The 15,911-nt window shown below is 60.7% G+C and carries 10 protein-coding genes; 1 reads left to right on the top strand and 9 read right to left on the bottom strand.

Annotated features, from left to right (window positions below):
* Window positions 1–1,404: 1,404 nt before the first annotated feature.
* The 4 genes from M1P90_RS34640 to M1P90_RS34625 form a co-directional block, all read right to left on the bottom strand.
* Window positions 1,405–1,962 (bottom strand): DUF11 domain-containing protein, encoded by a 558-nt coding sequence (locus tag M1P90_RS34640; protein WP_483700491.1) that lies wholly within the window; start codon window positions 1,960–1,962, stop codon window positions 1,405–1,407.
* 76 nt (window positions 1,963–2,038) lie between these two features.
* Window positions 2,039–2,671, bottom strand: a complete 633-nt coding sequence (locus tag M1P90_RS34635) for a sugar transferase (RefSeq protein WP_483700489.1) — start codon at window positions 2,669–2,671, stop codon at window positions 2,039–2,041.
* A gap of 837 nt (window positions 2,672–3,508) precedes the next feature.
* Window positions 3,509–5,461, bottom strand: a complete 1,953-nt coding sequence (locus M1P90_RS34630; RefSeq protein ID WP_483700487.1) for a polysaccharide biosynthesis protein — start codon at window positions 5,459–5,461, stop codon at window positions 3,509–3,511.
* Between the two features lie 353 nt (window positions 5,462–5,814).
* A complete protein-coding gene (locus M1P90_RS34625; protein WP_483700485.1) occupies window positions 5,815–6,423 on the bottom strand; it encodes a sugar transferase in 609 nt (202 codons plus the stop codon).
* A 461-nt stretch (window positions 6,424–6,884) separates the two neighbouring features.
* Here M1P90_RS34625 and M1P90_RS34620 point away from each other — a divergent pair, with 461 nt between their 5' ends.
* Window positions 6,885–7,259 carry a hypothetical protein gene (locus M1P90_RS34620; protein WP_483700483.1) on the top strand — a complete coding sequence of 125 codons (375 nt, stop codon included), beginning with the start codon at window positions 6,885–6,887 and terminating at the stop codon, window positions 7,257–7,259.
* A gap of 2,311 nt (window positions 7,260–9,570) precedes the next feature.
* Here M1P90_RS34620 and M1P90_RS34615 read toward each other — a convergent pair.
* The 5 genes from M1P90_RS34615 to wecB are packed head-to-tail and all read right to left on the bottom strand — an operon-like array spanning window position 9,571 to window position 15,910.
* Window positions 9,571–10,752, bottom strand: a complete 1,182-nt coding sequence (locus M1P90_RS34615; protein ID WP_483700481.1) for a DegT/DnrJ/EryC1/StrS family aminotransferase — start codon at window positions 10,750–10,752, stop codon at window positions 9,571–9,573.
* An 8-nt stretch (window positions 10,753–10,760) separates the two neighbouring features.
* Window positions 10,761–11,408 (bottom strand): acetyltransferase, encoded by a 648-nt coding sequence (locus tag M1P90_RS34610; RefSeq protein ID WP_483700479.1) that lies wholly within the window; start codon window positions 11,406–11,408, stop codon window positions 10,761–10,763.
* Window positions 11,409–11,421: 13 nt separating this feature from the next.
* Window positions 11,422–12,648 (bottom strand): glycosyltransferase family 4 protein, encoded by a 1,227-nt coding sequence (locus M1P90_RS34605; RefSeq protein ID WP_483700477.1) that lies wholly within the window; start codon window positions 12,646–12,648, stop codon window positions 11,422–11,424.
* 14 nt (window positions 12,649–12,662) lie between these two features.
* Entirely contained in the window at window positions 12,663–14,810 is a 2,148-nt protein-coding gene (locus M1P90_RS34600) for a heparinase II/III family protein (protein WP_483700475.1), read from the bottom strand.
* Window positions 14,807–15,910, bottom strand: coding sequence for a non-hydrolyzing UDP-N-acetylglucosamine 2-epimerase (gene wecB / locus M1P90_RS34595; RefSeq protein WP_483700474.1), 1,104 nt, complete (start codon window positions 15,908–15,910; stop codon window positions 14,807–14,809). Before wecB ends, M1P90_RS34600 begins: the two co-directional genes overlap by 4 nt.
* Window position 15,911: the final 1 nt, after the last annotated feature.

Here is a 15,911-nt window from a genome sequence, read left to right as displayed (position 1 = left end):
GGCTGCCCGCCCCTGCACCCCGGCCAGGGCTTTCGCCCTTGGAACCTAACTATTAGGATCTGTACCAGTTATAACGCTTGTTGCTCGGGCCGCAAGGCCGCAGGGGCTTCCCGCCCCTGCACCCCGGCCAGGGCTTTCGCCCTTGGAACCCAAATTTTGTGTGGTCGGACACAACAACGATTGTGTGTCATGCCTCTGTTGTGCTTGCCGATGGCAGCAAACGACCAGAGAGGTACACAACTATACAAGCTTGTATTGCAAATCTCGTCTGATGCCTTGCCCACATCCACAACGGAGGCATGAGCACGAGCATCGTACACGCGAACCACGCTCTTTGCGGGTCCAGGGACGCAGTCCCTGGTGCGGGTGCAGGGGCGGCAGAGCCCCTGCCGCTCGCCGCGCAGGCGACACCACGCACCCCTGAACGCATGAGTGTTTCTCGTCTGATGCCTTGCCTCCGTTGTGCTTGCCGATGGCAGCAAACGACCAGAGAGGTACACAACTATACAAGCTTGTATTGCAAATCTCGTCTGATGCCTTGCCCACATCCACAACGGAGGCATGAGCACGAGCATCGTACACGCGAACCACGCTCTTTGCGGGTCCAGGGACGCAGTCCCTGGTGCGGGTGCAGGGGCGGCAGAGCCCCTGCCGCTCGCCGCGCAGGCGACACCACGCACCTCTGAACGCATGAGTGTTTCTCGTCCGATGCCTTGCCCACATCCACAACGGAGGCATGAGCACGAGCATCGTACACGCGAACCACGCTCTTTGCGGGTCCAGGGACGCAGTCCCTGGTGCGGGTGCAGGGGCGGCAGAGCCCCTGCCGCTCGCCGCGCAGGCGACACCACGCACCTCTGAACGCATGAGTGTTTCTCGTCTGATGCCTTGCCTCCGTTGTGCTTGCCGATGGCAGCAAACGACCAGAGAGGTACACAACTATACAAGCTTGTATTGCAAATCTCGTCTGATGCCTTGCCCACATCCACAACGGAGGCATGAGCACGAGCATCGTACACGCGAACCACGCTCTTTGCGGGTCCAGGGACGCAGTCCCTGGTGCGGGTGCAGGGGCGGCAGAGCCCCTGCCGCTCGCCGCGCAGGCGACACCACGCACCTCTGAACGCATGAGTGTTTCTCATCCGATGCCTTGCCCACATCCACAACGGAGCCATGACAACGAGCATCTCGCACGCCGAGCAAGCTCTTTAAGGGGTCTGGGGCAGTTGCCCCAGCGGCGAGGTGCAGGAGGTCGGCGGCGGCCTCTTGCCGCAGAGCGCGAGGGCGCGTAGCCCTCGCAAAAGTCTCTTTCGCAGGGAACGGGGCCGCGCAGGCCACAAAGCCCCCCAACGACCAATGGGCTACCCAACACGGGCAGCCCACCAGCCACAAGCTGCGTAAAAGCTACTTATCGCGCTTGTATGTCACCGTCACCGTCGAAGAGTTATTCTTCGTGTTCGGGTCTTTGGTCAGCGAACTCACCGAGGCGGTATTGCTGATCTTGCCCTTGAAATTATCGGGCTCAACATCCACCCGGATCGTGATCGTCACCGACTTGCCGGCACCCAGCGTGCCAATTTTGCATGTGACGATCTGGCCATACTTGCAACCAGGCCCCCGCACGTACTCCAGCTCGAAACGCTTCGAGAGTTGATCGACAACGAGCACTTTCTCAGCCGCGATCTTCGAGTTGTTCTTTACCGTGATGGTAAAGATGTAGTCGTCGGAGTGCTTCACGCTGCTAACCGTTTTTTTGATCGAAAGATCCGCTTCTTTGCACGGCACTGTGCTTTTCTTGCAGGTTTCTTTCTTGTCAAACAGCGGGGCTAGCCAGCTCACCGGTGCCACTGCATTCCCTGGCGCGCTTGCCCATGCGGCCGGCGCTACCACAAGGGCCAGCGCGAAAGCCGCCGAGAAGAGCACCAGCAGCCGCTTGAGTTTTGTGCTTAGATGAAGCTGCATTGAGAGTCCCTCCTTGAATCGATGTTTCCATTTCTGTTCTGATGATACGCTACAGTTTTCCAGTTCTTTTCGGTGATTACACTATCGGGTGCCCTCCTTCGCCTGCCGGGCAGGCCTGCTGCTGGGAGTTGATATACAATCTGGCCAGCACAGTCTCCGGCCCGGCGAGCAGCGCATAGCGCCCAGGCTGTGCAAGCAGCCCCAGGGCGTGCCACAGCACGCGCAGGTCGGCAGTGAGCGACCAGGTGCGGACGTAGTGCAGATCGAGGTGCAATTGCACCGGCGCGATCTGCGCCATCGAGCTGTGCCCGGCTTGCAGGGCGGCCGAGCCGCCACGCGCAACGAGCAGGGCCAGCAGCGCGGGGCTGCACAGGCCAGGGCGCATCGCCAGCAGGTGCCGCAGGGCCGGCACGCCGCGATGCAGGCGCTCGGGCGCGAGCGGGCGCGGGCCAACGATGCTCATATCTCCAATCAGGACGTTCAGCAGCTGCGGCAGGTTCGCCAGCAGCGCTGCATAGATGCTGATACTCGCGAATGGCAGGCGGAGGTAGTACAATGTAAACACACGGCCGCCGCGCCCAAGCCGCTGCGCCCGCGCCAGCCGTGGGCCGCGCCCTTGCAGCGCCAGCACGGCAGTGGCAGCGGCCACGGCTAGCAGCGCCACCGGCAGCGCCACCAGGGTCAGGGTGATGTCGAGTGTTCGTTTCACCAGTTTGTTCCTCCGTGGAGTGTGCCGTGCCGCGCTACCTGATCGTTTGCGCTAGTGCGCTTTCAGCGCAGGGGTTAGGGGTCAGCGGTATTAGAAAAGCGATCTTGAAATCAGGGAAGAATTTCTGCAGTGTTAATAGCAAATGCGGATGAACACTTCCCAGCACTGAGCTTCCAGGAAGCTCAAGCCAGTGTTACTTCAGCCTGATACTCACATTAGCTTCCTGGAAGCTTGCCCTTGTATAAAAGAGCTTAGTTTCCAGATTAATAAGTACGCTGGAAAATACTTTTCCTTGCGCTCGGCTTCCAGGAAGCTCAAGCCAGTGTTACTTCAGCCTGATACTCAGATGAGCTTCCTGGAAGCTTGCCCGTTGTAGAAACGAACGTTCCTTCCAGCGTAAGCACCAAACCCCATCCCCCATCCCCCAGACCCGACGCTACAATGTTTCTAGACGGCGCTAAGATGTTTCTAGAGTACGCTAAGATGTTTCTAGACGGCGCTAGAATGTTTCTGGGGCGGCCATGTGCCGTGTTCTTCGGCTGGGCCGCCCGCTTTGGCCGCGCCACCCCCCGGCTGGCGCGCTTTTGCGCCTGGGCCGCCCGCCCGGGTGCCGGGCGAGCGGCCCGACTGGGTGTGCGTGCCCGGCCCGAGCGCCCGCCATGCCGCTGTGTGTGTGTCTTGCGGGCGCTACAATGTTTCTGGGCAGCGCTACGAACATATTTGAGCCCGCAAGATTGTTTCTAGGGCATTTCGATGTACGATTTTGGATTTACGATTGCGCTGAGGCGCGCCGCATTCCCTCACCCCCAAACCGCTGGCCCACAAGCCCCTGCGCGTTCACGCGCCCTGGCGCCGTGCCACCGCATCCGCCGCGCCGACTGCCTTCATTTCGAGCACCGGGGCGGCCTCGCCGCGCACCAGCTGCCACAGCATAGCCACCATCTCGTCGGTGCGCTGCTTCAGGGCCAGCTCGATCAGGTAGGCTGCCTGGGCGGGCACGCCTGCCAGGCCCGGCGCGTAGTGACTTTGGATGCGGAACAGCTTGGGATGGTTGGTTGGGTCGCGCAGCTCGTCGTCCGCCGTCAGCTCTTCGTGCATCTTCTCGCCAGGGCGCATGCCCGTGTAGCGAATTGGGATATCGCTGCCGGGGCGCAGCCCACGCAGGCGAATCAGCTTGTGCGCCAGCTCTTCGATCCGCACCGGCTGGCCCATGTCGAGCATAAAAATATCGCCGCCGCGCGTCATAGTCGCCGCTTCGATCACCAGGCTTACTGCTTCGGCAATGCTGATGAAGAAGCGCGTCATCGCCGGCTCGGTGATCGTCACCGGGCCGCCAGTGTCGATCTGGCGCACAAAGGTTGGTACCACGCTGCCACGGCTGCCCAGCACATTGCCAAAGCGCACGCCCGTGAACAGTGTGCGGTGCGCGCCGCCTTCGTGCTGCGCGGCGCTGGCCATCATCAGCAGCTCGCCGACACGCTTGGTGGCACCCATGATCGACGAAGGATTGACGGCTTTGTCGGTTGAGATGAACACAAAGCGCTCGGCACGGAAGCGCTGCGCCAGCGCGGCCAGGTTGGCGGTGCCGCTGACATTCACGCGCACCGCTTCGTCGGGGTAGTATTCCATCATGGGCACGTGCTTGTAGGCGGCCACGTGGAAGACGACCTGCGGCGCAAAGTGGCGAAAGACCTGCTCCATGCGCGCCGCGCTGGTAACATCCGCCACCACCTGGCGGGCACGCGCGCGCTGCTCGTCGGGCAGGGCGATGAACAGATCGTGGACGCCGGTTTCGTTGTTGTCGAGCATCAGCAGCTCGCGCGGGCCGAGCGCCAGCAGCTGGCGGCACAGCTCGGAGCCGATCGAGCCGGCCGCGCCAGTGACAAGCACGACTTTGCCGGCAATAATGTCGCGGCAGGCTTCGGCATCCACCGCGCACATCTCGCGGCCCAGCAGGTCTTCCGGGCTGATATCGCGCAGCGGCAGGGCGCGCTCGACTTCTTCGGGCGAGCCAAGAAAGCGCGGCAGCATCTTCACCTGCGCGGGCGTGTCGAGGCAGAGCGCCAGCAGCTCGGTGAGCGATGGGCCAGTGATCGAGTGAATGGCGATGACGATCAGGCTGACGCCATGCTCGGCCACCAGCGCCGGGATGTCGTGGCGCTTGCCAAGCACGGTTGCGCTGTGCAGGCGCAAAAACAGCTTGCTCGGGTCGTCGTCGACAAAGCCGGCGATCTCGTAGGCCTCGTTGGAGGCACGCAGCTGGCGGGCGACGATGTTGCCGGCCTCGCCCGCGCCAACGATCAGCACGCGGCGGCGGCTGGGGTGGGCCATGGCGCGCTGGACGCGGGCCAGCATGCCGCGCAGCAAACGCTCGCGGTAGCGCACCACTACAAAACCGGCGGTGGCAAAAATCCCGCCCAGGCCGACGACGCTCAACGGCAGCGGGCGGCTGACGCCCAGCAGCAGGCTGAGCATGATCAGCAGCAGCGTGTTTGCCGCGCCTGCCCCGCCAATCGCCACCACCTCGCTGGCACTGGTGTAGCGCCAAACATAGCGGTATAAGCCGAATACGAGATTTGAAAATATAAAGGTGACGATGATGAAAGGCACCATAAGACCCAGCGCAAGCATATCTTCAAAGGGGATCTGGCCGTCGAAGCGAAACAGCAGCGCCGCCCAGAAGCCAGCAGATATGCCGAGCGCATCAAGAAGAATCAGCGAGATTGCCGAAGGCGCAACAATCAGCGAGATTGCTGAAGGCGCAACCATTTTTCGTGGAAGGTGGCTCATAGTTCTAAACCCTTTGTGCGAAGCATGGCCCGGCCGGGCTGCTAATCGCGCTACTGATGCTCGTTCGCTATGCTGTGCTGCAGCTCGTGGCCGGGGCTACCTGTAGCAGGCTGCTGTTGGCAGGATGCAGAAGGCAGCTGCATTTTCTGCAATACAGCGGGGTCTCGCTGCTGGCTGAGTGGCCAACTGTTCTGCAAACCGCTGTAAGACATTGAAGACTTTTGCGAAGACGAAAGCACATTTTTATGGGCGCGCGATCCTATCGAGGCGTGGGAGCATGATGGAGTGTTTGGGTATAGCTTATCTGGCAGCGCGTTTCGCTGTGCCCAGCACACACTCCTATGGCCTGAGCGCTACATTGCGCTGCCGCGAAACTCTTCCGCCGTCGCATGGCCCGACTGGCTGATCCCTTCGCGCGCCAGCACTTTGAACACGGTCAGCAGAATGATTTTGAGATCGACCCAGAGCGACTGATGATCGACGTACCACAGATCGAGCAGGAACTTCTGATCCCATCCCAGCGTATTGCGGCCGTTGATCTGCGCCCAGCCGGTCAGGCCGGGCAGCACGGCGTGGCGGCGCATCTGCTCGGGGGTGTAGCGCTCAAGGTACTGCATCAGCAGTGGGCGCGGGCCGATCAGGCTCATTTCGCCGCGAACGACATTCAGCAGCTCGGGCAGCTCGTCGAGGCTGGTGCTGCGCAGAAAGCGCCCCAGCGCCGTCAGGCGCTCGGCGTCGGGCAGCAGGTTGCCATCGGCATTGCGCGCATCGGTCATGGTGCGGAACTTCAGCAGCATAAATGGCTGGCCGTTCAGGCCGGGGCGCTGCTGGCGAAACAGGATGGGCGCACCAATGCGCAGGCGCACCAGCAGGGCCACGGCAAGCAGCACCGGAGCAAGAACGATCAGGGCCGGAATGGTGATACACAGGTCGAGCAGGCGTTTGGTGGCGTGATGGTGCATGGCCAGACTCCTCAAAGCAATTTCTTTTCGGAACATTTCTGCGAAGGCAGCTCGTAACAACTGGGCATTCGGTGATGGGTTTAATCTATCATTCCGCATTGGGTAGCCCTTCGGTAGATATTAGTCGGCGTTCATTTACTACCGGGCATCAATGTGACAGCGCGCTTATACAGCAGGGGGAGCGAGGCGTGCGCCGGCGGGGATATGCGCCTAACGAGCGCCTGCGCAATGCGGCTTCTGGCGCATCGGAGTGCGACATGCGCAAAATGATGCATGCAGGGGCAGGTGGCCCGTTGGGTCGGGCATAGTTCTTTACTCTCATTTCCATATAGGCGTGCTGTCCTATATGCAGGTGGGATCATTGTGTGATAGCCAGAGGAGAATGCTATTAGGTATAGTATGCCCACGTCTACAGTGAGTAGGCGACCGTTTTCACCCCTTATGGATAGGAGCGTTAGTCTATGAGCACAAACCCAAAGTACCGGCTGCCGGCTTCAACCCTGGAGGCGGATCGCGAGGCGCTTCTGGCGCTGGAGGAGCTGGAGGACTACCAGCCCGTGAACCCGAACCACCGCGCCGAGGCTTTGCGCGCGTTCGAGCAGCGGCTGCGCCAGACTGAGGAAGAAGAGGTGCGCACGCAGAAACGGCTGAACACGGTGCGCGACGATGTGGTGGATGCGGGCTGGGCGTTCCATAATGCGATTATGGGCGCGAAGGCGCAGGTTTCGGCGCAGTATGGCAACGACTCGAATGCGATTCAGTCGATGGGTTTGAAGAAGCGCTCGGATCGGAAACGCACGCCGCGCCGCCCGCTTGCGTCGCCGAAGGGCGAGTAGAGGCTGGGCGCTCTGGCCGAGGCCCGGCCAGGGACAGGGTCGTGGAGGATTGAGATGGATTGTCATTGGGGCGCAGCATGCTGCGCCCTTGTTGTGTCTTCTGGTGTGGGTGGGCGCTTTGTTTCCGCTCCACGCTGGTGTGATTCTTTTTGCGGGGCGCTTTGTTTCCGCTCCGCGCTGGTGTGATTCTTTTTGCGGGGCGCTTTGTTTCCGTGCCCCGGATTGGCCGCCTCCACAGGCTGGTGTGATTCTTTTTGCGGGGCGCTTTGTTTCCGCTCCGCGCTGGTGTGATTCTTTTTGCGGGGCGCTTCGCCCCCGTGCCCCCGACCGGTGGAACCCTTGCCGGTTCCCCCGGACCCCCTCCGGCAAATTATCCCGGTATCATCCTCTACGCTTGTTTCGCATGCCTCGCGGCGAATGATGTGCAGGTTTGCGCAACCTGAAACACGTGAGCATCCTGAGTAACGCGAAGCGTGTATCGAAGGGTGCGAGCGTTCTGCGCCCCCTCTGGCAAATTATCCCGGTATCATCCTCTACGCTTGTTTCGCATGCCTCGCGGCGAGTGATGTGCAGGTTTGCGCAACCTGAAACACGTGAGCGTCCTGAGTAACGCGAAGCGTGTATCGAAGGGTGCGAGCGTTCTGCGATCCTCTTCTGGCAAATTATCCCGCTATCATCCTCTACGCTTGTTTCGCATGCCTCGCGGCGAATGATGTGCAGGTTTGCGCAACCTGAAACACGTGAGCGTCCTGAGTAACGCGAAGCGTGTATCGAAGGGTGCGAGCGATCTACGCCCCCCTCCGGCAAATTATCCCGGTATCATCCTCTACGCTTGTTTCGCATGCCTCGCGGCGAATGATGTGCAGGTTTGCGCAACCTGAAACACGTGAGCATCCTGAGTAACGCGAAGCGTGTATCGAAGGGTGCGAGCGTTCTGCGATCCTCTTCTGGCAAATTATCCCGGTATCATCCTCTACGCTTGTTTCGCATGCCTCGCGGCGAATGATGTGCAGGTTTGCGCAACCTGAAACACGTGAGCATCCTGAGTAACGCGAAGCGTGTATCGAAGGGTGCGAGCGTTCTGCGACCCTTTCTGGCAAATTATCCCGCTATCATCCTCCACGCTTGTTTCGCATGCCTCGCGGCGAATGATGTGCAGGTTTGCGCAACCTGAAACACGTGAGCATCCTGAGTAACGCGAAGCGTGTATCGAAGGGTGCGAGCGTTCTGCGACCCTTTCTGGCAAATTATCCCGGTATCATCCTCCACGCTTGTTTCGCATGCCTCGCGGCGAATGTTTTGTGTCTTTATTATGCGAAATGCTTGCTTCTTTAGCCGCATCCTGCCCTTCTCGCCCGTTGCCGGCGCTTGGCACAACGGAGGCATATTCTCTATTTTCTGCTTTTTGCGGGGCGCTTTGTTTCCGCTCCGCGCTGGTGTGATTCTTTTTGCGGGGCGCTTCGCCCCCGCTCCACGGATTGGCCGCCTCCACAGGCTGGTGTGATTCTTTTTGCGGGGCGCTTCGCCCCCGTGCCCCCGACCGGTGGAACCCTTTGCCGGTTCCCCCGGACCCCCTCCGGCAAATTATCCCGGTATCATCCTCTACGCTTGTTTCGCATGCCTCGCGGCGAATGATGTGCAGGTTTGCGCAACCTGAAACACGTGAGCATCCTGAGTAACGCGAAGCGTGTATCGAAGGGTGCGAGCGTTCTGCGACCCCTCCGGCAAATTATCCCGCTATCATCCTCCACGCTTGTTTCGCATGCCTCGCGGCGAAAGATGTGCAGGTTTGCGCAACCTGAAACACGTGAGCATCCTGAGTAACGCGAAGCGTGTATCGAAGGGTGCGAGCGTTCTGCGCCCCCCTCCGGCAAATTATCCCGGTATCATCCTCCACGCTTGTTTCGCATGCCTCGCGGCGAATGTTTTGTGTCTTTATTATGCGAAATGCTTGCTTCTTTAGCCGCATCCTGCCCTTCTCGCCCGTTGCCGGCGCTTGGCACAACGGAGGCATGACCCGCTCGCTTTTCATTTGAGACGGCATTCTTTTAGGGGTCCGGGGCAACGCCCCGGCGGTGGGGTTGTTAGGGGCGGGCGGCCGCCCCTAACCGCGGGGTACGGGGCCGCGCAGGCCCCGCCAGCATAGCGTGCGAGGGGTACGGGGCCGCGCAGGGTGGTGGGCGGACACACAGGTCCGCCCAGACAACCCAAACGCGGGGTACGGGGCCGCGCAGGGTGGTGGGCGAACACACAGGTCTGCCCAGACAACCCAAAGGCGGGGAATGGGGCTGCCCAAGCCCCAACCCATCACCTACGAAGCCAATACGCGCCGCAGGCAACCCACCACATACTCCACTTCATCCTCCGTCATCACCCCCGAGAAGGGCAGCGCCAGCGACACATCGCCCAATTCCTCGGTGACGGGAAAATCGCCGCGCCGGTAGCCGAAGCTGTTCATATAGAAGGGCTGCAGGTGAATGGGCGTGAAGTAGGGTCGGCTGGGGATACCCTGCTCGGCCAGCTGCCGCAGCACCGTGTCGCGCTCGGCGGGGCGGCGGATGCGCACCACGTACACAAACCAGCTCATGCGGGTGGTGCTGGGCGCGACCCAGGGGCGCTCGACCAGCTCAAGATCGGCCAGGCGCTGGTTGTACCATTCGGCCACCTGCGCGCGCCTGGCCAGCAGCTCGTCGATGCGGCCAATCTGCACCAGGCCGAGCGCCGCGCTCAGCTCGTCGAGGCGGTAGTTGTAGCCCAGGCGCGTGTGGTTCAGCCATGCGTCGAAGACATCGCGGCCCTGGTTGCGCAGCGAGCGGAACAGGTTCGCCCATTCCTCGCTGGCGGTGACGATCATGCCGCCTTCGCCGGTCGTCATCTGCTTGTTGGGGTAGAAGGCGAACACCGCAGCGTCGCCAAGCGTGCCGGCGCGGCGGCCCCGGTAGTCGGCGCCGATCGCCTCGCAGGCATCTTCGATGATCGCCAGGCCGTGCTGGCGCGCAGTCGCGATGATCGGGTCCATGTCGGCGGGCTGGCCAAAGGCGTGCACCGGCAGGATGGCCTTAGCCGGCCGCAGCGCGCCCGCAGCCTCGCGCAGGGCCGGCGGCAGCCAGCGCGCAGCCGCAGCGCCGCCGCGCGCAAGCGCAGCGGCGGCCTCGGCCACCAGCGCAGGGTCGATGTTGCCGGTGGCAGGGTCGACATCGACAAACAGCGGCAGGCCGCGCTCGTACAGGATGCTGTTGGCCGAGGCGATGAACGAGAACGGCGAGGTGATCACTGGGTCGCCGTCGGCCACGCCGGCCGCGATCATGCACAGGTGCAGGCCGCTGGTGCCCGAGTTGACGCCCACGCCGTGCGCGGTGCCGGTGTAGGCGGCCAGCGCGCGCTCGAAGGCGGTGATCTGCGGGCCGATGCTTAGCGCGGGCGAGTGCATCACCGCATTCACGGCGGCGATCTCGGCGTCGGTGAGGTCGGGGGAAGACATGGCGATATTCATAGATATTCTCATTTCTGCTGGTAGCGGATGATCCGAGCTGGCACGCCAACCGCCACGGCATGGTCTGGGAGATCGGCGTGGACAACGGCGCCCGCGCCAGCGATAGCCCACGCGCCAATGCGGCGCTGGGGCATAACGGTTGCGCCAATTCCAATAAACGCGCCTTCACCAACTTCTACATCGCCACCAAGATGTGATCCTGGCGCGATATGGGCGTGATCGCCTATGCGATTATGGTGATCGATGCTGCTGGCAGTATTCAGGATGACATTGGCACCAACTAGAGCGCCAGGGTTTACGATCGCGCCGGCGCAGAGTGTGGTGCCTGGGCCGATCTGGGCGCTGGGTGCGATGATAGCGCTGGGGTGGCGCGCAATGGCAAAGCGTTCGCCCTGCTGGCGAAAGCGCTCGTAGAGTGTGCGCCGCGCCCCATTTGCGCCAATTGCAACAAGAATTGATTCGTGGGGCACCAGGGCGAGGTCGGAAATTGTGCCAAGCACCGGCAGGCCAAGTAATTCGTGATGCTGAAGCTCAGGATTATCGTCAAGAAACCCTTGAGGCTCGACTGACTCGCCGCTATCGCGCATGCGCAGGAGGATATCGGCCACAACCTGCGCATGCCCGCCGGCACCAATAATAATAACTCGCTGCGTCATTCTACAGAACCGATTATGAGGGCGTAGCAATGCGGCGAATTAGATTGGTAAATGCCTGTGATTGCTCGGCACGATCGAAGTGTTCAACCACGTAGCTACGCGCTGAACGCCCCATCTCTTGTGCGGTGTCCGGCTGTTCGGCAAGCTGCGCCACAGCATCGGCTAAGGCCCGAGCATTGCCGGGCTGAACAAAAACACCGCCCTTCGCCGCTTCGATTACATCACGAATCACGCCATCAATGCCAAGAATAGTCGGGCGTGCCGCCGCCATGTAATCAAACACTTTGTTTGGGTAGGTTGTGCGAAACATAGGAATATCTTGAAGCGTGGCAAGGCAGGCATCAGAAGCAGCGAGAATACCGGCCATCTCGGATTTGGGCCGCGAGCCGGCAAATGTCACATTGCCAAGATTGCGGGCCTGTACGCTCGCTTCAAGGTTAGAGCGTTCTTTTCCATCGCCAACCAACAGAAAGTGGATATTGGCTTTATTCTTCAATAGCTCGGCTGCCTTCAAGATAGTTGGTATATCGTTCGCCAGGCCAAGCGCGCCAGCGTAGGTAACAATAAATTTGCCATCAAGCTGCAAGCTGCTGCGCACCTGTGCGCCCTGATCGTCAGGGTCAAACATGGATGGATCGACGCCATTTGCGATCAATGTGATCTTGCTTGCGCGAATGCCCTTGCTGATTAAGTAATCGCGATACGCTGGCGAATTCACAAGCAGGTGATTGGCCCGAGCATAGAGGAAATTTTCGAGCAGCCGCGCCCCGAAGATGAGCAGCGGGTTGGTGAGCACACCCATGCCAATTGCGAATTCAGGCCAGAGGTCGCGTATTTCGAGCAAGAACGGGCGGCGGCGCAAAACTGCGACAATCCAGGCCGACAAAGCTTGAAAAATAGGTGGTGTTGTGCCAATAACAAGATCAACCGGGCCGGCGCGCAGGCCAGCCACTACCGAAGTGAGCATGAAGCTCAGAAATGCTACCACCCGCCAGATAAAGCTACGATGAAGCGAGGGGTAGGTATAGGCGCGCAACACGCGCACACCAGCAATATTCTCTTCAGCAACCAGTTTTTTGCGCCCGGTAGCGGTGCGCTGGCCTGTTAAGTAACTTTGGTCGCTTGCAACGATCGTGAATGCGTGGCCCTGATTAACACAATGCCGGGCCAGCTCGTAATGGCGCGTGCCGCCTGGCTCATTTGGCGAAACAAAAGCCTGATGAATTAAAAGTGTTCGCATTGTCGTTCTCATTTTCATTGTACGAAGTGTTCAACAAAAGCAACATTCATTAATGGTTTGCTCAAATCATTCGACCACGTAACCTGGGCGTGCTGTTTTTGATCTCGAATATGAAGTGTCGTTCCCTGGGCGTGAACCTCCTCTTGCATTGGGCTAAAGATCGTCCAAAATACCATTGCGCGAGCTTCCGCACTGCTATCGAACGAGAGCGCCGGCTTGCGCGTGTAATAGTAGGGCGACCACCAGCCACGCGGGCTGTGTTCGTCGGCGCGAACCAGTGTTGGTTGGGCTGCGGCGCTTGCGCCGAACTGGATGTGGCAGGCAGCAGCGCCCGTGTTCAGCTCAAGCCGGCCAGCAGACGCATCCCAAACGTGTGGAAGATCGGCAAAAAGCCAGTGCAGCCTGTACCGATGCGCTTCGCTGCTGGCGAGCGCATCGAGCACAAGCCAGCGGTCGCCGCCGAGGTTCAGAATACAGCGGCGATGCCGTGCCGCAGCATTCAAACGCCGGTAGCCATCGTGCTCGCCTTCCCACACCGTTACTGTGCCACCCGGTAATTGGCGCTGTGGGTACACTGTCGATGTTAGCCAGGGCGACCAAAGAAATTTGCCGATCTGATCCATCTGATCGCGATCATCGACAGTGACGGTGTTGTGGTAGCGCGTGTGTGCCAGCTCATTGTTCCAGGGCGCGGGCGCGTTGTAGCTGTAGGTGCCGGGATCGAGCGTCACTTGCTGGCCGCACCAAAAGATATTGGTGTGCAGCATATCGGCCTGCCCGGGCCGATCGCGCAGTGTTGCAGCGCGCACAAAGGCAAAGCTGTGCGCAGCGCGCAGGGTGTAATAGCCGCCACTTGTAGCCTGGAGATCGGTGCGTGCCGGCGCATCGAGCGGGGCTTGTAATGCCTTTGCGCCAAACATCCACAGCAGGCCCTCGTCCCACGCGCCTGGCCCATAGGTTCGCTTGCCGCTTGCCAGGTAGCGCGCCGCCTGGATAACCGGCCGAAAATCGCTGTAATCACAATTATCGAGCGGCAGAACCAGCGCGCCATCGTTGTGCCCATAGTTTGGCACCAGTCCGCTTGATTCATCCTGAAGCTGGTAGAGCAATTCGGCGGACCGGCCAAGCCGCGCCCGCAGCTCGTCGCTCAATGAATCGTGCAGGCAATCGCCCAGGCCAACCGCCCAGATATAGTCGTGCAGCATGAGCCGGTGGTAGTTCAGCGAGTGTTGAATAAACGCGCCATCGTCATAGATCAGCTCGCGCCCAAGCGCTTCGAGCACGTCGCGGCCTTTTGTGCGCCATTCGGCAGCGCCGCGCAGCTCGGGAAACAGCGCGCCAATGGTCCACAAGCCAAGCCCTTCACTGATACCGTGATTATTGCGCTGGCTCAGGGCATAGCTTAGGTTCGCCGCAATGCGCTGGCCCGATACGGCAACCATCTGCGCCAGGGTTGCAACGCGCGTTGCGCTGCTTGCTGCGGCATGGAGAAAGCCATACAGGCCGAAACACCAGGCCATAACACGCAAGCTTGTTTCCTGGCCACATTTCCAGTTTGGCCCAATCTGTGGCGGGTTATGCGCGCGCCAATCTTCAAGCAATTGCCAGAACAGTTCGGCGTACTGTTCGTCGCCGGTGCGCCAATAGGCCCGCACCAGTGCGTAGGTAAAACCAAAGCGGCTCGGCTCCCAAATCACTTTGATATCGCCGCTGCTAAAGTCGCTGATCTGGCTCCAGTGTTGCTCGGCAGCGATGCGCTGGCCGGTAAAAGGGTTTGTGTGCCAATCTGGTGGGCATCCAACTTCGGCCGATTCGTGTTCGAAGTAGCGCAATCTGCCCGCTGCCAGCTCGGCACCGATCTGCTGCGGCGTTGTTGTTTGATCGTCCCACTGGGCAAATAGCGGCCCAAACTCGGCGCGCTGTGCGGCATCAAAAAAGAAGCCTGGGGCGTGCGTACGCCGATATTCCACATATGCTTGCGGCTGCGCAAGCTCGGGCCGGCTTAGTAGCTCGGCTAGGGGAATATCGTCCCACGCAACGGTTGGTGTGCGGCGGCGCAGCGCGCCTGTACGCAGCTGCGCAGCATAACCAATGCGGTACGCCAGCCAGCGCGGGCCAAGCTGGCGCACTGCCTGGAATGCGTGCAGGGCAGAACGTGTCATAGTTGCACAACCAGGTCGGCAATACGCTCGCTGGCGTGGCCATCCCACAGCGGCGGGATGGCGCCTTCAGCCACACCACTTTCGAGAATACGGGTGGCTTCCTCGCGCAGCAGGTTCATATCCTGGCCCACCAGCTTGTTTGTGCCAATTGCAACCGTGATCGGGCGCTCGGTGTTTTCGCGCACCGTCAGGCATGGAATCCCCAGAAAGGTTGTTTCTTCCTGAATGCCGCCCGAATCGGTTACGACCAGCGTGGCGTAGCGCTGCAACGCCAGGAAATCGAGGTAGCCGACCGGATCGACCAGCCGCAGCTGGGGGTTGCGCAATTCGATGCCCAGGCTGTGCAGGCGCTGGCGCGTGCGGGGATGCACCGGGAAAATCACCGGGATCTGCGCCGCCAGATCATCCAGCGTGCGGGCAATTGCGCCCAGCATTTCGGGGTGATCGACATTCGAGGGGCGGTGCAGTGTCACAAGCATATACGGCTGCACCGCGCCGGCCTGCGCTTCGAGCTGCAGGCGCTGCTGCAAGGCTGGCCAGCCAGCCTCGGCTTGCGGCAGCAGGCGCACCAGCGTATCGATCATCACATTGCCAACCATGTGGATCTTCTCGCGCGCAACGCCTTCGCGCAGCAGGTTGACATCGCCGTCTTCCGAGGGTGTAAACAGCACATTGGCGATCTGGTCGGTCATCAGGCGGTTGATCTCTTCTGGCATGGTGCGATCAAACGAGCGCAGCCCAGCCTCGACATGGCCCACCGGAATATGGAGCTTGGCGCACACCAGCGCGGCGGCCACGGTTGAGTTGATGTCGCCATACACCAGCACCAGGTCGGGCCGCTGGGTCTGCACAAACTCTTCAAAACGCATCATGACATGGGCGGTTTGCACGGCGTGCGAACCCGAGCCAACTTCAAGATTGACATCGGGGTGTGGCATGCCAAGCTGCTGAAAAAATACATCCGACATGCTTGCATCGTAGTGCTGGCCGGTATGAACCAGCAGCTGGCGGACGTTCGGTTTGCGCTGGAGGGCGGCGAGCACCGGCGCGGCTTTCATAAAGTTCGGGCGGGCACCAACAACATGGACGATCTGCTGCATT

The organism is Kouleothrix sp. 19917 (assembly GCF_057073505.1).
Note: the sequence above shows the minus strand (reverse complement) of the source record. Positions and strands in the feature narration are given on the sequence as shown.